This is a genomic window from Devosia sp. (genome assembly GCF_035944845.1).
Lineage (GTDB): Bacteria > Pseudomonadota > Alphaproteobacteria > Rhizobiales > Devosiaceae > Devosia_A.
Map to the genome: position 1 here is coordinate 13,352 of NZ_DASZAW010000141.1, position 20,353 is coordinate 33,704.

Here is a 20,353-nt window from a genome sequence, read left to right on the forward strand (position 1 = left end):
GTCTCGGTGCGGACCATGTCACTGCCTCGCTTCGGCGGCGCGGGCGGCCCATAGATCGGCTTGTTCGGTATCCTGAGCGACGCCAAAGCCATCGCGATAGGCGCCGGCGACGTTTTCCATGCCGTCGATGTCACCGGCCCTGGCCGCTCGAAGCAGCCAGTAAAAGCCCCCCTCGGCGTCGACAGCAGTTCCGAACCCGTTCTGCAGCATGTGGCCGTAGTTGTTCATGCCGACGCGGTCGCCTCCCTCCGCACCGAGCCGAAACAGCCTGAGCGCTTCGACCAGATCCTCCTCGACGCCCATGCCGACGAGGTAGAAATAGCCAAGGCGCGTCCGGGCCTCAGCGAGGCCGGCATCCGCGGCCTTGCGCGTCCAATAGATGCCCTTCTCGATATCGGCGGACCCTCCCATGCGTCCTTCGCTGAACCAGTCGCCGGCATTCTTCATGCCCCAGGGATGGTTCAGTTCTGCCGCCCGCAGGAACCATTTTCCGGCTTCCACGTCGTCGGCCGCGACGCCCAGGCCGTTGCTGTAGGCGACACCGACGGCATTGATGGAGTCCGGATGGTTCAACACGGCGCCCTGCCGAAACCAGAATAGCGCCGCCTCGAGATCGACCGCACCGCCCAATCCGGTCTCGTAGGCATCCCCGAGGGCGAACATGCCGCCGGCGCTGCCGGCATCGGCGGCTTGTCGATACAGCTTGAACGCCATCGCCGGGTCCACCGGAACGCCGTCGCCGGCGACATATTTCAGTCCTAGCTGCCAGGCTGCGTCGGCGTGGCCGGCGTCGGCGGCCTGCCGGTAGAAGTCGGCGGCCCGCGCCGGATTCCGCTCGGTCGCGAAGCCGTCGTCCAGCATGGAACCGGCCATATAGGCCGCGCCGGGAATCCCCGCAGCGGCGGCTTGCTGGAACAGACTCAGCACCCCCGCGTGCTGTTCCTGCGTGCGTGCCGCGCGATAGCGGCCCAACGCAATCTCGTGGAGGGCGCCCATGTGTCCGCTGGCGGCCGCAGCATCGAAATGCGCGAATGCCGCATCGGGGTTTTTCTCGAGACCAACTCCGGTCTTGTAGAGAATTCCCAGATTGTAGTGGCCCGTGGGATCGCCCAGATCGGCAGCCAGTCGATAGAGTTCTATCGCCTTTCTCGGGTTCGGCGCGGTCCCCCGGCCGTGCTCGTAGGCATAGCCCAGCATCGTATGCGCCGCCGGATAGCCCAACTCTGTGGCCCTGCGGAACTGCACGAATGCTGCGTCGAGCTCGTTGGCTACGTCCAGGACGCGACCGAGAAGAAAGTAGAGCCGGGGATCACCCGGCTCCTGTGCCACGGCGGCTGCGCAGGCACTTCGCGCCGCCGCAATATCGATTGCGTTGCGATCGACACCTGCGGCGCGCCGATTCAAGTCCAGCCCCGCCGAAGCCAGGACATCGCAGTTCCGGATCGGATCGAGTGCAGTATCGGCGAAGGCCGGCGTAGCGAGCGCAATTGCCACCAGCCAGATCGGAACGGAACCAGCGCGGCGCATCGGCGACCTACTGCAAGGGCTTGGCCGACTTCTCGAAGTCGCCGGCCAGGTTATTCATGAACTCGGCGATGACCATGTTTGGGACATTGGGGCAAAGCCGCATGAGCGAGCCATGCACGTCTTGAAGATCCTTGCCGAAGGTCTCGGCCGAGAAGTTGGTGTTGGGCAGGGTCGCAAGGCGAGCCTGCAGGTAGCCGGTCGCCCAGTAGGCCATGGCGTTTGCCTGTCCGCGCTCCTGGCCCTGTTGTGCGGCGACATAGGCGCTGCAGGTAAACGTGTAAGGGCTGGCAGGGCTTTGCGCTTCGGCAGCGCCTGGGATCAAGGTGGTGGCAAGAATGGCTGTCACGATCGCAACCTCCTTCATCGGTATTCCTCAAAGCACGTTCACATACGGTCGACCCTAGTCGAGGCTCGAGGAAACCGAATACCCCCTCAGGGGTATGCCTCGACGCCCCGAGCCGCGGATGGTTTGCGCCGGAGCAACCTGCGCGAGAGGCGAGAACCGATGGGACTGAACCTGCGAAGGGCCGGTCTCGTCACCGTTATCGTGGTCGTCGTACTTCACGTTGTCTGGATAATAGTGGCCTCCAGCACCGGCAAGAGCTGGATATGGACCCCCGGTAGAACTGCGGCTGGCACCAACCCGTCGCGCCTTCCACATGTGAAGGAAGAAAGGTGGAACACCAACTTCTCTTCCTTTGAAGAGGAGTGGAGGCGGCGACAGGCTGGCGAAGATCGCAACTAGCCAGTTCAGACAATGTCGGGACCGCTGGCTGCATGATCCCTGGCCACAGGTCGGCATTTTCTGCTGGTCCGGCGCCTCAGATGGCGGCACCATGACGATCGGTTCAGCCGACGCTGTGATGTTGAAACCGGAACGCGAGGCGCGAAGTGGACGATACGGGAGAGCCGATCCGATTTTCGACGCAGCACATGGACACTTCGCACAGCGCAAGCGTCGAAGAAGTCTATGCCAGCATCACGCGGATGAACATCGCGTCGGCGACCGATGCTGCCCTCGATGTCGAAATGTCGTTGCGCCTGCTGCCCGGCGTCAGCATCGCATCGATTTCCACCTCGCCCTACCGGATCGAGCGAACGCATGCCCAGACGATCGATGGTAACGACGACTTTGTGCTCACGGTCGTCAGGCGAGCAGGCATCGCCGCCCAGCAGCCGGGACGCGAGGCTGAGTTTCAGGCCGGTGAAGCTTATCTCTGGCTCAACGACAGGCGGATGGTCGCGGTCGCGCCGCAAGGGGCAAGGTTCCTCAATATTGCCGTCCCGTGCACACTGATCGCGCCCGTGTTGTCCGATATCGACGCGGTGCTCAAGGACAGGCTGCCCAACTCCATGCCGCTCGCCCTGTTGGCGAGCTATGCGGAAGGGCTGATGGCCGACACTCCGCTGTCTCCGGAAATGGCGATGATGGCAGGGTCGCATATGCGAGATCTGATCATTGCAGCCTTGGGCGCCAAGCCAGCAGCGGCAGTGAACGGCGGGCCCCCGGGGGTCCGCGCTGCCAGGCTGGATGCCGTCAAGCGCGATGTCCTGGAGAACCTGCACGATCCCGCGCTGAGCATCGACACAATGGCGACGCGGCACAGGATATCGCCGCACTATATCCGCGCTCTCTTCAATTCCGAGGGCATCGCGTTCACCGACTATGTGCGGGAGCAGCGGCTGCGCGAAGCCTTCCGGCGGTTGAGCGACCCGAACTCGGCGCATGTCGGCGTCGGTGCAATCGCGTTTGCCTGCGGGTTCAGCGACCTCTCCTGGTTCAACCAGGCTTTCAAGCGCCGGTTCGGCAATACGCCGTCCGCAGTCAGGGAACACGGTTCTGGATCGGCCTGGTCAGGCCCACCTGCCAGTAGCTCTGAACCCTGACGTTTGTAGCGCTGCGCCCAATACAACATTGGCTCGAGCCGGTAGGTTCGTACTCGTTGGCAAGCGCGATGCTCGCACGCAGCGAAGCCGGAACGAGCACGACGGGACGACTTCGACACGTCCGGCCTGTGCCTTTCCGTGCGCAGGCCGCGGCGTGAGCAGGCGCGATCGGGAGGCATGCGGTGAACGGAGCGGAAGTCGACTTTGCGGCAAGACTGACTGTCGACGCGAAGCTCGCCCCGACCATACCACGCACCGCCGCCCGCACTCTCGCCAGGTCTCGGAGACCGATCATCTGGATCGGCGCACCGGCGGGTAGCGGCAAGACGACCCTTGCGACGCAGGTCTGCGAGCAATCCGGACGCCCGTTCGTCTGGTTGCGAGCCGAAGCGCGTATGGCCGACATGGGCAGTTTCCTCACGGCCATGCTCGCAACCTTCCGCAAGACCTTTCCTTCTGAAACCCTGCCGGCGCTCGGACCCGAGGACATTGCATTTTCGGTCGATTTCCTGCGCCGCCTGATCGCTGCGGGCAGTCGCGGCGAACCCATGCTCCTCGCCCTCGACGATCTGCACGTTCTGCCGGCGGATGCCCCCGCACTCCAGGCGCTGGCCGAGGCCCGGCGCGACATCAGCGATGATGTGCGCATCGTCCTCGTTTCTCGGGAACCGCCCCATCGGGCCTGGTTGTGGTTCAATGCGCGCGGCGAACTCGAACGCATCGGAACCGACGAGATGCGGTTGAACGAGGCCGAGGCCGGAGCGCTTCTGGCCGCCCATGCGGGCATCGATACAGGCTGGACCGCCTCCGCTCTGTTCGAGGCCTCCGGCGGCTGGGTGCTCGGTGCGAGGCTTCTGTTGCAGACCGCCGCCTCCGCCGACCGGGACACGGACGTGTCGGAAGCGAACGGCAACCTGCTGGATCTCATCGCACATGAGCTTGTCGCACCCCTGGGAGAGGCCGACCGCAGCCTCCTTCTCAGAACCGCCCGACTGCCCAACCTGCCGATCCCGGTCCTCGCCCATGCCCTTAATGTCGTGGGAGCCGAGCAAACGCTGAACCGTCTGGCTCGCCAACTGCTCTTCATCCAGCGTGATGGGCGCGGGCGCCTGCAAATTCACGATCTGCTCAAGGCGGCGCTTGAACGGCGCTATCCTGATGCCGTGTCGGCCGAGGACGTCGTCTCCATTGCGGCGCGCGCCGGTGATGCGCTCGTCCAGCGCGGAGAGGTTGCCGATGGGCTGTCGCTGCTCTCGGCTTCAGGCGCCTGGGATGCGCTCCGCGAGGCGGTGATCATCCACGCGCCCGCGCTCAAGGAAAGGGGGGAACTGGGCGTTGTGCTGACTGCACTCGAGCCGGTGCCGGCGGCGATCCGCGACGATAGCATCGTGTTGCGCTACTGGCACGGCGTCTCGCTCCTCAGCCTCAATCCGCCGCGTGCGCGCGAACTGCTGACCGATACGCTGGAGGCTGCGCGGGCAGCCGGGGAGGAGGCGCTGCTCATCCCGATCTGGACGGCGCTCATCGACGCGATCTGGCTGGAATGGATCGACTGCAGCCTGTTCGACCCCCTCATCGCGATGTTGCCTCAGCTCAAGCCGCTGGCAGCCCGGCTGGGGGAAACTCATGAATCCATGCTGGCGCGCGGGGCCTTTGCGGCCATGTCATTCCGCTGCCCCTACCACCCCGACTATCCAGAATGGGAGGAGCGCAACCTCGACTTCTACTGGCAGCCGATGCCGCGCCACGAAACCATCCGGCGCGGCATCCATCTCATGTTCCGCTACTGCTTCGGGGAAGGAAACCGCTGGAAGGTGACGCAGGTTCGCACACGCCTCAACCAGGTGTTCGACGAGGCCGCCGCGCCTGTCGCCGACATCTGCACGCGCCATGTGGTCTCGGCCGAGTACCTGTCCATCTTCGAGGCGGCAGGCGAGGAGACATTCCGGGCCGTTGACAGCGGGCTGGAAGCCAACGCCCGCCACCAGCAGACGTTCTGGGACGGCACGTTGCTCAATGCCGGGCTTTTCAAGGCCGCCGCCCGGGAGGACCGCGAGCGCCTCGACCTCTATCTCGGCCACCTCTCCGCGCGCCTTGGACCCGCCGCCCACCCCAATCATGTGGCGTTCCACGAACACTTCACCGCCTACCGCCAGTGGCTGGACGGAGAGCACCAGGCCGCATTGACTCACATCATGCCGGCATTCCGCACTGGCGAGCGCAGCGGCATGGCGCTCTTTCCCGTTCACTACGGCAACGGCGTCGCAGCCATCCTGCAATCGCTGGGTCGCCGCCGAGAAGCCCTCTCGTGGATGCGTCGCGCACGGCGGGCGGCGAACCGTCAGCAGAGCCCGCTCCTCGTTTTCCTGACGCACCTGCGGGGCGCGTCGCTTGCCCTCCACGCAAACCGGGCCGAGCAGGCGCTGCCATATCTGCGTATCGCGCTCAAGGCGGGCGCCAGCATGAGGATATTTCTTCATCCCTGGATCCGGCGCTGCGAGATGGCACGACTACTGCAGATCGCCATCGAAGCCGACATCGAGAAGGATTATGCGGCCGAGTTGTTGCGGGTCCTGGGTCTTGCCGCCGAGTTGTCGGGCGGCGAAGCAGCGGCGATCCGGATAGTCTCCCTCGGCCGCTTCGACGTCGCCAGCGACGGTCGCTCCGTGATGACCTCGGTCAAGCCGCAACGCGGTCCCATCGCACTCGCCGTCCATCTGATCGCCGCCGGCCCGGCTGGCGAAAGCACCGAGACCCTGGCAGACCGGATGTGGCCCGATGTCGACGCCGACGCTTCGCGCAAGCGCATGAAGTCCACAGTCTATCGCTTGCGCCAGATGCTGGGCGCGGCCGACGCCGTGCTGACGCAAGGCGGTCGCACCTCGTTGAACGAGAAGCGCATCTCCGTCGATGCCTGGGACCTAGATGCGCTGGCAACGGCCCCAGGCTGGACCGCCGAGGCGCGGTATGCCGAGGCGCTCCGGATCTGTCCCGGTCCCTTCGTCCAGCACCATGCCGACGATGCCAGCCTGATGGTCTATTCGCAGCGCATCGAGACGGTCGCGGTGGGTATCTGCGCCACCTTCGTGCAATCGCTGATCCTTGCGGGAGACTGGCCCCGAGCACTTCGGGTGGCGCGGGAATGGCTCGACCGCATCGGCTATCACGAGCGGCTGTTCGATCTCGCCACCCAGGCCGCCGAGCACCTTGGCCGCGACGCCGAACTCGGGGCGCTGAAGGACCTGCTCTCAGGATCGAGTTGAGCAAAGAGCGGTGACAGACCGCGACGCTGATGTTGCGAGCTGGGGACACCGTCAGCGTCGACATGAGCGAGAGGTTCTGAGTACGCAGATCTCCCCACGCTGTTCGGGCGGGTGTGAGCGGAGCCCTTTGTCATCCGCCGTTAACCTCTCCGTCGCCAAAGCGTTACGTCGGCGCGCTATTATCCCTGACCAGGTGCTCCCTGATCGGAGATCGGCCGGTGCGTGATATCGAGCGGCTTCTCGTCATCGCCAATGTCGTCGGCAGCGTCGCCCTGGGCTTCCGCCACGATGCGACCTGGTTCCTGATCCCGCTGGCGGCTTTCGGCCTCTACGTGGTGCTGGCCGACCGGGCATTGCGCCGCCGCATCGGGCCGCGGCACTGGCCGAGCGAGGGCTTTGCCCGCTTCACCTTCAACACCAACCTCTACTTCGCGGTGCGCCACATCGGCATCGGCGCGCTGCTGTTTGCCATCGCTGGTACGCTCGCCAGCCCTGCCGGGTTCTGAGCCGCCGCTGTTGCCCTTGGTTGAATCCTTGCTATAGCAGCGGCACCTCTCCCCTAGCAGCGGATGCGTCCCATGCCGGCTTTCAAGACCATCGACGATTTCGACCTTTCGGGTAAGCGCGTGCTGGTGCGTGCCGACCTCAACGTGCCGGTCGCCGACGGCAAGGTGACCGACGCCACCCGTATCGAGCGGCTGGTGCCGACCATTCGCGAAATCATCAAGGTCGACGGCAAGGCCATCATCCTCAGCCATTTCGGCCGCCCCAAGGGCAAGGTCGATCCGGAGTTCTCGCTCGAGCAGGTGGTGCCGGCGGTGGCCAACGAGACCGGGCACCCGGTCGGCTTCGTCGCCACCGATTGGACCGATGTGGCGAAGGCCAAACAGGCCATCGACGAGGCTCCTGCGGGCTCGATCCTGGTGCTCGAGAACACCCGCTTCCATCCGGGCGAGGAAGACAATGATCCGGCCCTGGCCGCCCGCATGGCCGAGCTCGGCGACATCTTCGTCAACGATGCCTTTTCCGCCGCGCACCGGGCCCATGCCTCGACCGAGGCCATCGCTCACCTGTTGCCTTCGGCCGCCGGGCGCGCCATGGAGGCGGAACTGAAGGCGCTCGAGCAGGGCCTCGGAGCGCCCGAACGCCCGGTGATCGCTATTGTCGGGGGCGCCAAGGTCTCGACCAAGCTCGACCTGCTCGGCAACCTGATCAGCAAGGTCGACGCCCTGGTGATCGGCGGCGCCATGGCCAACACCTTTCTCCATGCCGGCGGGCTGGGGGTCGGCAAGTCGCTGGCCGAAAAGGACCTGGCCGAGACCGCCAACAACATCCGTGACAAGGCGGAAGCCGCGCACTGCGCCATCATCCTGCCGATCGACGCCACTGTCGCCTGGCACTTCGAGGCCAACGCCCCGCACCGCTTCTACGGCGTCGATGCGATGGATCCCGAAGGCATGATCCTCGATGTCGGCCCCGGTTCGATCGAGCGCATCAAGGGCGCTATCGACGAGGCCAGGACCGTGGTCTGGAACGGCCCGCTCGGCGCCTTCGAGATGCAGCCGTTCGACCACGGCACCGTCGAGATCGCGCAGTATGTCGCGGCGCGCACCAAGGCCGGCAAGGTGGTTTCGGTGGCGGGCGGCGGCGACACCGTCTCGGCGCTGGCCCATGCCGGGGTGAAGGACCAGTTCACCTATGTCTCCACCGCCGGCGGCGCCTTCCTCGAATGGATGGAAGGCAAGCCCCTGCCCGGCGTCGAGGCGCTGAAGCGCTGATCTTGCTGCCTCCCGCACGAAACAACCAGACGCTGCGCAACATCGATCGCCTGCCGTTCGAGAACCCGCCATTCGAAACGCACGATGAGCAGCGAGCAGCCGAAGTGCGCGCATATCTGCAGCGGTTGGGAACACCCATCAGTCCGATCGACACCCCTGTCGCCGGCCAGGCGCTCGCCCGCGACCTCACCCTCGTGACCCGCAACACCCGTGAGTTCCTTCGCGTTCCCGATCTGCGCGTCGAGAATTGGGAATCCTGAACGCTCAGCACTTCGTCTGATAACTGAACGTCCAATCGACCGCGGCGCCGGTCGTGGGGCATTCTCTGTTCATTGCAAAAACGGAGACCCCCGCCCCATGGCCTCGCTCAATGCAATCGCCAAGAAGCTCGTCGCCAGCGGCAAGGGCATCCTCGCCGCCGATGAATCCGAAGGCACCATCGCCAAGCGCTTCGCGCTGATCGGCCTGCCGGTGACGCTGGAAACCCGCCGCGACTATCGCGAAATGCTGTTCCGCGCGACTGACGCGATGACCGACTACATCTCGGGCGTCATCCTCACCGAGGAGACGCTGGAGCAGAAGGCCAAGGATGGCACGCCGTTCCGTGACCTGTTCGCTGCCACCGACGTGATCCCCGGCATCAAGGTGGATCGCGGCGCGCTTCCCATGCCGGGCAGCAAGGACGAAAAGATCACCGAGGGCCTCGATGGGTTGCGCCAGCGACTGGCGCATTATGCCAAACTCGGCGCCGGCTTTGCCAAGTGGCGCGGCGTCATCGCCATCACCTCCTACGCCCCCTCCCGCAACGGCATCCGCGCCAACGCCCACGCGCTGGCCCGCTACGCCATGTACTGCCAGGAAGCTGGCATCGTTCCGGTGGTCGAGCCAGAAGTGCTGGCCGATGGCGAACCGGGCGATCACTCGATCCAGCGCTGCGAAGATGTAACCGGCGAAACGCTCGAGGCGGTGTTCAAGGAACTGCGGCTCGCCGGCGTCGATCTGAGCGGCATGCTGCTGAAGCCGAACATGGTGACCCCTGGGCTCCGCTCACGCGACCGCGCCAGCACCGAAGAAGTGGCGCAGCGCACCGTGGAAACCCTCCGCCGCTTCGTGCCGGCCGCCGTGCCGGGTATCGCCTTCCTGTCGGGCGGTCAGTCCGACGAGGAAGCGACCGCGCACCTCTCGGCGATGAACCAGCTCGGCGGCCTGCCCTGGGCCCTCACCTTCTCCTATGGCCGCGCCCTGCAGACTTCGGCGCTGGTGACCTGGAACGGCGAGGACCAGAACGTCAAAGCCGCTCAGCAGGCCTTCACCCATCGCGCCAGGATGAACGCGCTGGCGTCCCTCGGTCAGTATAAGCCCGAACTCGACCTCGCAGCCTGACCTCTACGAGCTTCCCGACGACTGGGGCGCGTCCTGACGCGCCCCTTTCTTTTGCAGGGTCCGGCGCGTCCCTACGCGCCCCTTTTCTTTTCGGCTCGGTAACCCCTTGCCCAGCTCAAGCCAGAATCGGGCTCCACATCGGCGGTGGGGCCGCTATAACACCGCCATGTCAGCCGAAATCTTCCTCATCGCTCCCACCGATACGCCGCCCGACCAGCTCGTTGCCGCGCTGACCGTCACGCTGGAGCGCGACGATGTCGCCGCCCTGCTGCTGCCGCGTGGCAGCCTCAGCGAGAACGCCTACAAGGAGCTCGCCAAACGCATCGTGCCGCTGGCACAGGCAAATGGCGCCGCCGTGCTGGTCGAGGGTGAACCCGGCCTGGTGCGCCTGCTTGGCGCGGACGGCCTCCACGTCCCCGGTGGCATCAAGGCGGTGAAGGAAGCCGTTGCGGCATTGAAGCCCAAGCTGATCGTCGGCGCCGGCGACATCCATTCGCGCGATGACGCCATGCTGAAAGGCGAGGCGGGCGTCGACTACATCCTATTTGGGCCGCTTTCCGGTTCCATATCCGCCCCCGAGCGCGAAATGGCGCAATGGTGGGCCGAGACCATGGAGATCCCGAGCGTGCTGTCAGACCCTGAGGCCGGCCCCGCCAACTACGATGCCGGCGACTGCGAATTCATCGGCCTGCCGCTGACCCTGCCGGAGCCGGCAAAATGATGCGCCGCCTTGGGCTTGCGCTGCTGCTTGCCGGCCTGGCGCTGCCGGCGCTGGCGCAGGCCGGCCGCACCGATTTCGAGGACCTGCGTCCCAAGGACATGCAGTTCCCCGACAACCTGGGGATGGAAGACCTGCCGATCGGGCCGGTGCCTGAAGAGTTCCTGAACCAGCCGGCTCCCGACGCCCTCACCATCAGCGACTCCATCTTCGGCGAGCGAGTCGATCCGGCCTATGGGGCCTACCAGCGCGGCTTCTTCCTCACCGCGCTCGACCTGGCGCTGCCCCGCGCCGAAAAGGGCGACGCGCACGCGCAGACGCTGATTGCCGAGATCTACGCCAAGGGCCTTGGCGTGCCCGAGGATTTCGCCGCCGCCGCCAGTTGGTATGGCATGGCCAGCGCGCATGGCGATGCGCTCGCCACCTTCGAACTCGGCATGTTGTATCAGGACGGCAGGGGCGTCGCGAAGGATCGCAAGCGCGCTGCCGAACTGTTCAAGACCGCCGCCGACGCCGGCAACATGGCAGCCAAGTACAATCTGGGCCTGTTGCATGTCGAAGGCATCTATGCCGAGCCGAGCCTCACCAAGGCCGCAGCGCTCATCGGCGAAGCCGCCAATTCCGGCATAACTGAAGCCCGCTACGACTATGCCGGCATGCTGGCGGAAGGCGCCGGCATCGCCCCCGACCCCAAGGCCGCCGCCGAGCAGTTCCGGCTCGCTGCCGAAGACGGGCTGGCCGCGGCGCAGGTCGAATACGCCACCATGCTCTATCTGGGCAAAGGCGTGCCTGTGGACCGGGCGGCCGCTGCCAGCTGGTATGCGCGCGCCGCCGATGGCGGCAACCCGGTGGCGCAGAACCGCTACGCCAAGCTGCTGGCTGCCGGCGCTGGCGTCGCCGCCAATCTGGAGGATGCCGCCATGTACCGCGCCCTGGCGCGGCGGCAGGGGCTGAAGGATCCGCAGCTCGACAAGATGCTTGCCGGGATCAAGCCCGACCAGTTGACCCGGGCCGAGGAGCGCGCCCGCTTCTGGCCGTCGTCGCCGCCGACCAAGGTCGCGGCAAACACCGCCCCGACGCCGGCCACAGAGTCATCGGCGCAGCCGGCGAACTGACCCCCGCTCGGCATGTTGTGCCGACGAAGCCACAGCAACCTTGCACTTGCAGGCGTTCTCGGGCACATAGCGGCCCTTCCCAGGTTTCCGGTTTCTCGCGCGGAGTTTTCCCCATGCGCTCGGCGCTTCTCAACGTCATGGTCCAGGCCGCTACCAAAGCCGGCCGCTCGCTTGCCAAGGATTTCGGCGAGGTCGAGAACCTGCAGGTGTCGGTGAAGGGCCCGGCCGATTTCGTTTCCAATGCCGACAAGCGGGCCGAAGAGATCGTTTTCAACGAGCTGCAGAAGGCCCGCCCGACCTACTCCTTCCTCGGCGAGGAAGGCACCGAGGTGAAGGGCAGCGACGGCCAGCACCGCTGGATCGTCGACCCGCTCGACGGCACCACCAATTTCCTCCACGGCATCCCGCTGTTCGCCTGCGCCATCGCGCTCGAGCGCAACAACGAGATCGTTGCCTCCGTCATTTACAACCCGGCGATGGAAGAACTCTACACCGCCGAAAAGGGCGGCGGCGCCTGGCTGAACGACCGCAAGCGCCTGCGCGTCGCCAACCGCAGGCACCTCGCCGACGCGGTGGTCGTCACCGGCATCAACTCGCGCGGCCGCGCGCTCGATCTGCTGCAGCTGAAGCAACTGGCCCAGGTCGTGCCGGCCGTCTCCGGCATCCGCCGCACCGGCTCGGCCTCGACCGATCTCGCCTGGCTCGCCGCCGGTCGTTTCGATGGCTACTGGGAAGCCGGCCTTGCCCCCTGGGACGTGGCGCCGGGTTTCCTGATGGTGCGCGAAGCCGGTGGTGTGGTGTCCGACTATGCCGGCACTGCCGGCGCAATCTGGAACGGCCAGGTGATTGCCGGCAACGAGACGATCCAGGGCCAACTGCTGAAGATCGTCAAGGCGGTCAACTAGGCCACAGCGGTAGCGAAGCGCATCCGTCGGTCCACCCACCGGCGTCATCCCCGCAAAGGCGGGGACCCAGTGGGATTTCTCAACCTGGACGGGCGCTGCAGCATCGCACCAGGTTCCCGCCTTCGCGGGAATGACGCTGGTGGACGACAGGTCGCCCCCGTCACCCTCAAGTCGCATTGTCGGGATTTCATGGGGTTAACCCGCATGGCGGGCCGCCGACCGTTGCGCGGATTCGCCGAAGCGCACTATTGTCAGGCCGATTTCATCGAGCATGGGGCCGCGACATGTCGCAAACTTACGACCCGTATCGCCTGGCGAGCCCCGCGGTCTATCTGGTCAAGATCGTCATCTTCCTGGTGCTGGTGGCGCTGGTCGCTGCCATCCTCGCCAACCAGCTGCTGATCTTCTTCTGGGCTAATCCCTTCATCAACTCGCTGATTCTGCTGACGCTTTTCATCGGCATCATCTTGAGTTTCCGGCAGGTCATCCGCCTGTTCCCCGAGATCAACTGGGTGAACGCGCTGCAGGAGGGCCGCATGCCGGCCACCCAGCCGCGACTGCTCGCTCCAGTGGCCAACCTGTTGCGCGACCGGCTCGGCGAAGCGGTGATCACTCCGTCTTCGATGCGCTCGATCCTCGATTCCGTCGGCAACCGCCTCGATGAGGCCAAGGACACCTCGCGTTACCTCACGGGCCTGCTGGTGTTTCTCGGCCTGCTCGGCACCTTTTACGGCCTGCTCGAAACCGTGACTCATGTCGCCTCGACCATCCAGGCGCTCGATGCCACGGCCGGCGACACGGCGACGCTGTTCTCCAACCTCAAGGAAGGCCTCGCCGCGCCTCTCGGCGGCATGGGCACGGCCTTCTCCGCCTCGCTGCTCGGCCTGTCCGGCTCGCTGATCCTCGGCTTCCTCGACCTGCAGGCAAGCCAGGCGCAGAACGCCTTCTATACCGATCTCGAGGACTGGATGACCTCGATGACCGAGCTCGATCACCCCGTCACCCAGATGCAGGCCACCGGTCTGGGGGTCTCGGGGGATGAAATGTCGGCGATGCTGGCGCAGTTCGGCTCCACCCTGCAAAACTCGGGCTCGTCGCAGAACGCCATCCGCGCCATGGCCGAGCTGGCCCGCGGCATCGACGGGCTGGTCAAGCACATCAAGGCCGAGCAGGAGGATCTGCGCGGCCACATCATCCAGCAGGGCGAGACCAACAAGAAGCTGCGCGAACTGATGGAAGCCATGCTGCGCGAGGGTGAATCCGACCGGCGGCCGAACTGATGGCGAGTTCCACCCGCTCCCGCCGCTCCCAGGTCACCAACTACTGGCCGGGCTTCGTCGATGCCCTGTCGAGCCTCTTGCTCGTCATCATCTTCCTGCTCTCGCTGTTCATGCTGAGCCAGTTCTTCCTCGGCCAGGAGATCAGCGGCAAGGACACGGCGATGAGCCGCCTCAACGCCCAGATCGCCGAGCTGACCGAATTGCTGCAACTCGAAAAGGTAAACTCGAGCGATCTCGAATCCACCATCGCGACGCTCTCGGCCACGCTGACCTCAGCCACCACCGAGCGCGACCAGATGGCAGCGCAACTTGCCGGCCTCGGCGCCGGCGGCGACAGCAAGGACGCCACCATCGCCCAGCTCGAAGCAGATCTCTCGTCCCAGCAGGATCTGTCGCGCGAGGCGGCGGCCCAGGTGGCCCTGCTCAACCAGCAGCTCGCCGCGCTCCGCACCCAGCTCGCAGCGCTCGAGCAGGCGCTGCAGGCGTCCGAAGCCACCGACACCGAGAACCGCACGCAGATCGCCGATCTCGGCCGGCGGCTGAACCTGGCGCTGGCCCAACGCGTGCAGGATTTGAGCCGCTACCGCTCGGATTTCTTCGGCAAGCTGCGCCAGGTGCTGGAAGGCCGCGCCGATGTGCGTGTCGTCGGCGACCGCTTCGTCTTTCAGTCCGAAGTGCTGTTCGATGCTGGCGAAGCGGCGATCTCGCCCGAGGGCCAGACCGAACTGGCCAAGCTCGGCGCTGCGATCAAGGAACTGCAGGCGCAGATTCCCCCCGACGTGAACTGGGTGCTGCGTATCGACGGGCACACCGACAAGCGACCGATCAACACGCCGGAATTCCCCTCGAACTGGGAGCTCTCGGCGGCGCGCGCCATTTCGGTGGCCAAGTACCTGGTCACCCAGGGCGTCCCGGCCAACCGGCTGGTCCCGGCCGGCTTCGGCGAGTTCTCGCCGATCGACCCCGGCGACAGCGACGAAGCCTATCGCCGCAACCGCCGCATCGAGTTCAAGCTGACCGAGTAGAGTACTGCGAGCTTCGGCTGGCCCGCCAATCGTACTGGCCCGAGGCAAGCGGACGCTTCCGCAAGCTGGGCCGACGCCCTATTCCGCCACTTCGCGCTGCAATTCGGCGCGGAACTGCAATCTTGCCAGTTCGGCATACTTGCCGCCCTTCTTGACCAGCTGGTCGTGTGTGCCCTGGTCGATCAGGCGTCCCTTTTCGAGCACCAGGATCCGGTCGGCATCACGGATGGTGGCAAGCCGGTGGGCGATCACCAGCGTGGTGCGGCCGGTCATCAGCCGTTCCAGCGCCAGTTGCACCAGACGCTCGCTCTCGGCATCGAGCGCCGAGGTGGCTTCGTCGAGCAGCAGGATCGGCGCATCCTTGAGCAGTGCCCGGGCGATTGCCAGCCGCTGCTTCTGCCCACCCGACAACATCACCCCGCGCTCGCCCACGATCGAGTCGTAGCCGTTGCTGAGTTCGCTGACATAGTCGTGCACCAGCGCCGCCCTGGCGGCCGCCTCGATCTCGGCGAATGTCGCCTCCGGTCGCCCGAAGCGGATATTGTCGGCAATAGTGCCGGCAAAGATCGTCGGCTCCTGCTCGACATAGGCGAAGCGGCGGCGCAGTTGCTCGGGCTCGACGTCGCGCACGTCGATGCCATCGACGAGGATCCGTCCGGCGGTGACGTCATAGAAGCGCTGCACCAAAGCGAACAGCGTCGACTTGCCGGCACCCGATGCGCCGACCAGCGCGACCGTCTCGCCATGCGCAATGGCAAAGCTCATATCCGAGATCACCGCTTCGCTGTCGCGCGTCTCGTAAACGAAGTTGACCTGCTCGAAGGCGACGGTGCCGAGCGGCGGCACCGGCAGCGCCTCGGGGTGCAGCGGCGGCTTGATCGCCGGCTCGGTGTCGAGAATTTCGACCAGCCGCTCGGTGGCGCCGGAGACGGTGTGCAGCAGGCCCATGATCTCTGAGAGATTGGTCAGCGCGTTGCTCGCCATCAGCGCGTAAATCATGAACTGCGCCAGTTCGCCCACGGTGACGACGCCGGTGAATACCGCATTGGCGCCCCACCAGACCAGCACCACGAGCGCCGCGGTGGAGAGAAACAGCAGGCCGCCGAGCAGGGCCGCTCGTGCTCCCACCCGGCTGACCTCGGCCTCGAACGATGCCTCGGCGTGCGAGCCATAAAGCCGCGACTGCACGGGCTCCTGCACGAAGCTCTTGATGGTCTTGCTGGCCCCGAGCGCTTCGGTGGCCATCGCCGACATGTCGGCGAGTGCATCCTGGGTGCGTCGCGACATCCGCCGCAGCCGGCGGGCGTACAGCATCACCGGAATGAGGATCGCCGGCCCCACGATGACGATGGTCAGCGCCAGGTACGGGCTGGTGAGGAACATCAGCGTCACCGCGCCGATCAGCGTCACCGCCCCGCGCAGCATGATTGAGAGGCTGGTGCCGATGGCGCCGCGGATCGTCGCCACGTCGCCGTTGAGCCGCGAGGTGAGCTCACCCACCCGGTGCAGGTCGAAGAACGCCGAGTCGAGCGTCAGCAGGTGATCGAAAACCTTGCGGCGCAGATCGGTGAGCACGCGCTCACCCAGCACCGAGATGAAGTAGAACCGCCCCGCACTCGCCAGCGCCATCACCAGCGCCACGCCGATGGCGATCATGCCGTACTGGCCGACCATCGCAAGATTCTGTTCGACGAAGCCCTTGTCGATAATCTTGCCGGCCAGCGTCGGGATCACCAGCGACGATAGCGTCGAGATCAGCAGGAAACCGATAGTAAAAGTCAGCCGCCACGGATAGCGCAGCACGAATGGCATCAGCCGGCGGATCGGCTTGATGTCCCGCTGCCCGGTTTTCAGGGCTTCGCCCTTGCTACCGAGCTTGCTGGTCGGGGCCGCCCCGGTAGTGCTGCGCGTGGTGCTTTTCAAAGTGCCCCCGATATAGGCAGGCAGCGCGCCCACCGCAACCGAATTGCCGCCCTGCGACAACGCGCGGCTTTCGCTTGCAGAGCGCCGGGATTTTCTCTATGTACCGCGCCAATCCGTATCAATCGTTTCGTCCGGGCGCCGTGGCGCCCGTTTGATTTGAGGCAGCGCCATGAAGAACGACATCCATCCCGACTACCACATGATCACCGTGGCGATGACCAACGGCACGACCTACCAGACCCGTTCGACCTACGGCAAGGAAGGCGACACGCTGCAGCTCGACATCGACCCGACCACCCACCCGGCCTGGACTGGCGTGCAGGGCAACCTGATGGACCGCGGCGGCCGCGTCACCCGCTTCAAGGACAAGTTCAAGGGCCTCGGCTTCTAAGCCTGACGGTACCGACGACTACAAAAGCCCGGCCACTGCGCCGGGCTTTTTTGTTGCTTGGCGCAATGTCACGGCTTGGGCGGACACCCATCGGCGCGCGGCCCGCACCCAGGCAGTGCCTTAAACTCGATGTCATCCCTGCGAAAGCAGGGACCCAACTCGCAGCCCGCGCATCCCGATAGATGGGTCCCTGCTTTCGCAGGGATGACATCCGGGGGGTGGGTCCATCGAGCGTGGCGCCTTCGCGCAGATGACGCCGTAAGGGCACAACGGACCGGTACGATCCGCACCTATTTGCCTCACACCCGGCTGGTCTCGTACGAGGTGATCGACGAATCGATCTCGGCCCACTCGACCCGCGAGCGCGTCCAGGCCTGGCGGTTCGGCTTCACCACACTGGGATCGTCGAGGCTGCCTGCCTTGATGAACACCACCTCGGGGTGCAACGGTGGCAGGGTGTAGAGCGGCGCGCCGCAATCGCCACAGAAGAACCGCGCTACCGGCCGACCGCTGTCTCCCGGTTTGACGAAGCTCTTCGGCGCGCCGCTGGTAATGGCAAAGCCCTCTGCCGCAACCCGCACGCTGACGCCGAAGGCGCTGCCCGAGACGCGCCGGCAATCCGCGCAGTGACAATAGCCGGCAGCGCCGACCTCGCCTTCGTAGGTGTAGCGTACGGCGCCGCAAAGGCACCCACCTGTCAATCTCTGGGTCATGGCGGCTCCTTATACCGAAGCCCAAGGTAAGGCGTTCTCGCCTATTCCTTCAACCGGCCAAAGGCGGCCTTGAGCCGCGCCAGTTGGTCGGCAATGCCGCCTTCGGCGCTCGGGGCATATTCCGGCACCCCGCCACGTTCGAGCTTGTCGAACTGCTGCACCCGATCGAACAGCCGGTCGCCCTTGGCGATGTAATCCCTGAGCCGATCCGGCAACTCGCCATAGCCCGGTCCGCCACGATCGGTAGGGGTGGCGGAGAAGCGGACCTTCTCTTTTTCGGTGCGGGCATTCTCGGCCGTGAGTTCGCCTTCGTTCACTGCCCGCTGCAGCAGCAGCCACGAGGCGAGCTGCATCAGCCTGGTGGTGAGCCGCATGCTCTCGGAGGCATAGAGAAAAGAGGCCTCGCGCGGCAGCCCGCGGCTTTCGGTGCGGCCGTCGCCGTCGAGATAGGAGGCGACCTCCTCGATCAGCACCATGCCTTCGCGATAGAGCAGATCGAACCCGCCCGATGCGACGATGCGCGGCCCGATGGCCACCGGCCTATGCTTCTGCCTGCTGTCGTCCACGCTGCTGCTGCCCGGTCACGGAAATGTGCTGCCGGCGCCAGATGCCGGATACTCCGTTGTGCGCCCACCTGTCTTGCCGTTGGCTTAACAATGGAGCGCTTGCACGGGTCGTTTCATCGAAACGGCAAATGCTGCCCAGGCGACGGCACAAAAGAAAAGAGCCGTCGAAACGGCTCTCGAAAGTTAACAGGGAGGCGTCAAACAGAGGGAGAAACCACTCTGCAAATCCAGAGAACTGGATACGGTTTAAGTTAACGGCAATGTGTTAATTCGAGGTTAACGAGACTCGCTTTCTTAACCTTGCCATTCCGTCACCGGCGTGAGGCCGCCAAGGGCCCTGCCCGCTTTCACAACTTGAACAGGGATTCCGCCTCCGAGCGGGTCTTGTTGCGGGCCCCGATCGCCTGCTCCAACCGGACGATCTCGGCTTTCAGCATGCCGATCCGCTCCTGCAGCTCCTCGACCGACATGGTGTCGATCGGCATGCCGACTTCGTGCCCTCTGGGCTTTTTGACTGCGTCGTCATCGAACATGATCGTCTCCCGGTTTGGGTTTTGCCGAGTTTTAGACCTCCTGCCCAAGCACGCAACCCTGACCGCGAGGGGAGCCGACTTCGGCGTCAGCGGTGTCGTCCCCGAACGATTGGCCGATTGCCAGCGCCGGCATGCTGGTTCTAGCTATCGGACATGTCGATCCCCGCTGAAATGACCGCCATTTCCATCGCCGAGTTCGGTGGCCCCGAAGTGCTGCAGCCGGTGCGCCTGCCGGTGCCGCGACCGGGCCCCGGCGACGTGCTGATCCGTGTCGCCGCTGCCGGTCTCAATGCGCCCGATCTCGGCCAGCGGCGTGGCACCTATAATCCGCCACCCGATGCTTCACCGCTGCCCGGCCTCGAGGTCGGCGGCGAGATCGCCGCCATCGGCAAGGGCGTACGCAACTGGTCGGTCGGCGACGAAGTGGTGGCGCTGACCCACGGTGGCGGCTATGCCGAGTATGTCGTCGTACCCGCGGGACAGGTTCTGCCGGTGCCCGCCGGCTGGTCTATGCTGACGGGCGCTGCCCTGCCCGAGACCTTCTTCACCATCGAACAGACGCTGGTGATGCGGGCCGGGTTGGCGCCCGGGATGCAGGTCCTGATCCACGGCGCCGCCGGCGGCATTGGCGGGGCTGCCATCCAGATCGCCCGGCTCCACGGCGCCACCCCCATCGCCATTGTCTCGGGCCCTGACAAAGCGGCCTATGCCCGTTCACTCGGGGCAGCCGAAACGATCGAGCGCACGCGTGAGGATTTCGTCGCCCGCACCCTCTCCATCACCAATGGCAAGGGCGCCGACCGCATCGTCGATATCGTCGGCGGCGAGACGCTCGACCGCAATATCCGCGCCTCCGCGCGCTTCGGCCACATCGTCATCGTCTCGACGCTGGCCGGACCGAAAGCCGAGATCAATGCCAGCCTGATCCTGATGAAGCAGCTGACGCTGTCGGGCTCGACGCTCAGGCCACAGAGCCGCGAGGTGAAGGCGGCGATCGCACGAAGCTTGTTGAAATCGGCCTGGCCGGCGCTGGCCGATGGCCGCATCGTTCGACCGCGGATCCGCGCCCTGCCGCTCGCCGCGGCGGCGCGCGGCCATGTCGAGCTGGAGAAACCCGGCAATTACGGCAAGCTGATCCTCACCACGGCCTGGGGCGAGAGCTTGAACAATCGCGACAATCCGATTGAATCGGCCTGAACCCGCGAGTATATAGGCGCATTATTCCCCCTCAGGATGAACCACGAGGCGGGGCGGACCGGAAGAACCCGGCCGCGCCTCAAGGAGAGATTTATCATGGCCACGCCCCTACTGATGCCCAAGGCAACCGCCGTCTGGCTGGTCGACAA

Annotated in this window: 19 protein-coding genes; 13 read left to right on the forward strand and 6 right to left on the reverse strand. The window is 65.5% G+C overall.

Going from position 1 to position 20,353, the window contains the following annotated elements; translation table 11 throughout:
* Positions 1 to 18: 18 nt before the first annotated feature.
* Positions 19 to 1,527 carry a tetratricopeptide repeat protein gene (locus VGV07_RS26970; protein ID WP_326871827.1) on the reverse strand — a complete coding sequence of 503 codons (1,509 nt, stop codon included), beginning with the start codon at positions 1,525 to 1,527 and terminating at the stop codon, positions 19 to 21.
* Positions 1,528 to 1,534: 7 nt separating this feature from the next.
* On the reverse strand, positions 1,535 to 1,873 hold the full coding sequence (locus VGV07_RS26975; protein WP_326871828.1) for a hypothetical protein: 339 nt from the start codon (positions 1,871 to 1,873) through the stop codon (positions 1,535 to 1,537).
* A gap of 545 nt (positions 1,874 to 2,418) precedes the next feature.
* Here VGV07_RS26975 and VGV07_RS26980 point away from each other — a divergent pair.
* From VGV07_RS26980 to VGV07_RS27030, 11 genes are all read left to right on the forward strand, one after another.
* Complete coding sequence (locus VGV07_RS26980; protein ID WP_326871829.1) at positions 2,419 to 3,414, forward strand: AraC family transcriptional regulator; 996 nt, start codon at positions 2,419 to 2,421, stop codon at positions 3,412 to 3,414.
* A 182-nt stretch (positions 3,415 to 3,596) separates the two neighbouring features.
* Positions 3,597 to 6,677 (forward strand): hypothetical protein, encoded by a 3,081-nt coding sequence (locus VGV07_RS26985; RefSeq protein WP_326871830.1) that lies wholly within the window; start codon positions 3,597 to 3,599, stop codon positions 6,675 to 6,677.
* Positions 6,678 to 6,895: 218 nt separating this feature from the next.
* Positions 6,896 to 7,183, forward strand: a complete 288-nt coding sequence (locus VGV07_RS26990) for a hypothetical protein (RefSeq protein WP_326871831.1) — start codon at positions 6,896 to 6,898, stop codon at positions 7,181 to 7,183.
* 72 nt (positions 7,184 to 7,255) lie between these two features.
* Positions 7,256 to 8,455 carry a phosphoglycerate kinase gene (locus VGV07_RS26995; RefSeq protein ID WP_326871832.1) on the forward strand — a complete coding sequence of 400 codons (1,200 nt, stop codon included), beginning with the start codon at positions 7,256 to 7,258 and terminating at the stop codon, positions 8,453 to 8,455.
* Between the two features lie 2 nt (positions 8,456 to 8,457).
* Positions 8,458 to 8,715, forward strand: coding sequence for a hypothetical protein (locus VGV07_RS27000; protein WP_326871833.1), 258 nt, complete (start codon positions 8,458 to 8,460; stop codon positions 8,713 to 8,715).
* 97 nt (positions 8,716 to 8,812) lie between these two features.
* Entirely contained in the window at positions 8,813 to 9,838 is a 1,026-nt protein-coding gene (locus VGV07_RS27005; RefSeq protein WP_326871834.1) for a class I fructose-bisphosphate aldolase, read from the forward strand.
* A 166-nt stretch (positions 9,839 to 10,004) separates the two neighbouring features.
* The gene (locus tag VGV07_RS27010) at positions 10,005 to 10,559 is read left to right on the forward strand and encodes a thiamine phosphate synthase (protein ID WP_326871835.1); all 555 of its coding nucleotides are present in this window, start codon (positions 10,005 to 10,007) and stop codon (positions 10,557 to 10,559) included.
* Positions 10,556 to 11,671: a tetratricopeptide repeat protein gene (locus tag VGV07_RS27015; RefSeq protein WP_326871836.1), complete on the forward strand. Its 1,116-nt coding sequence runs from the start codon at positions 10,556 to 10,558 to the stop codon at positions 11,669 to 11,671. The genes VGV07_RS27010 and VGV07_RS27015 overlap by 4 nt, the downstream gene beginning before the upstream one ends.
* 113 nt (positions 11,672 to 11,784) lie before the next feature.
* Positions 11,785 to 12,576, forward strand: coding sequence for an inositol monophosphatase family protein (locus VGV07_RS27020; protein WP_326871837.1), 792 nt, complete (start codon positions 11,785 to 11,787; stop codon positions 12,574 to 12,576).
* Between the two features lie 284 nt (positions 12,577 to 12,860).
* The gene (locus tag VGV07_RS27025; RefSeq protein WP_326871838.1) at positions 12,861 to 13,856 is read left to right on the forward strand and encodes a flagellar motor protein MotA; all 996 of its coding nucleotides are present in this window, start codon (positions 12,861 to 12,863) and stop codon (positions 13,854 to 13,856) included.
* Complete coding sequence (locus VGV07_RS27030; protein WP_326871839.1) at positions 13,856 to 14,881, forward strand: peptidoglycan -binding protein; 1,026 nt, start codon at positions 13,856 to 13,858, stop codon at positions 14,879 to 14,881. Before VGV07_RS27025 ends, VGV07_RS27030 begins: the two co-directional genes overlap by 1 nt.
* A gap of 78 nt (positions 14,882 to 14,959) precedes the next feature.
* Here the strand turns inward: VGV07_RS27030 and VGV07_RS27035 are convergent, their stop codons facing one another.
* Positions 14,960 to 16,804, reverse strand: coding sequence for an ABC transporter transmembrane domain-containing protein (locus VGV07_RS27035; RefSeq protein ID WP_326871840.1), 1,845 nt, complete (start codon positions 16,802 to 16,804; stop codon positions 14,960 to 14,962).
* A 169-nt stretch (positions 16,805 to 16,973) separates the two neighbouring features.
* Here VGV07_RS27035 and rpmE point away from each other — a divergent pair, with 169 nt between their 5' ends.
* Positions 16,974 to 17,195 carry a 50S ribosomal protein L31 gene (rpmE, locus tag VGV07_RS27040; protein ID WP_055046196.1) on the forward strand — a complete coding sequence of 74 codons (222 nt, stop codon included), beginning with the start codon at positions 16,974 to 16,976 and terminating at the stop codon, positions 17,193 to 17,195.
* A 299-nt stretch (positions 17,196 to 17,494) separates the two neighbouring features.
* Here rpmE and VGV07_RS27045 read toward each other — a convergent pair whose 3' ends face one another.
* From VGV07_RS27045 to VGV07_RS27055, 3 genes are all read right to left on the reverse strand, one after another.
* Positions 17,495 to 17,908: a GFA family protein gene (locus tag VGV07_RS27045; RefSeq protein ID WP_326871841.1), complete on the reverse strand. Its 414-nt coding sequence runs from the start codon at positions 17,906 to 17,908 to the stop codon at positions 17,495 to 17,497.
* Positions 17,909 to 17,949: 41 nt separating this feature from the next.
* Positions 17,950 to 18,474: a DUF1465 family protein gene (locus tag VGV07_RS27050; protein WP_414650003.1), complete on the reverse strand. Its 525-nt coding sequence runs from the start codon at positions 18,472 to 18,474 to the stop codon at positions 17,950 to 17,952.
* Positions 18,475 to 18,821: 347 nt separating this feature from the next.
* Positions 18,822 to 19,007 carry a DUF1192 domain-containing protein gene (locus VGV07_RS27055; RefSeq protein WP_326871842.1) on the reverse strand — a complete coding sequence of 62 codons (186 nt, stop codon included), beginning with the start codon at positions 19,005 to 19,007 and terminating at the stop codon, positions 18,822 to 18,824.
* 171 nt (positions 19,008 to 19,178) lie between these two features.
* Here VGV07_RS27055 and VGV07_RS27060 point away from each other — a divergent pair, with 171 nt between their 5' ends.
* Entirely contained in the window at positions 19,179 to 20,204 is a 1,026-nt protein-coding gene (locus tag VGV07_RS27060) for an NAD(P)H-quinone oxidoreductase (RefSeq protein ID WP_326871843.1), read from the forward strand.
* Positions 20,205 to 20,353 lie beyond the last annotated feature (149 nt).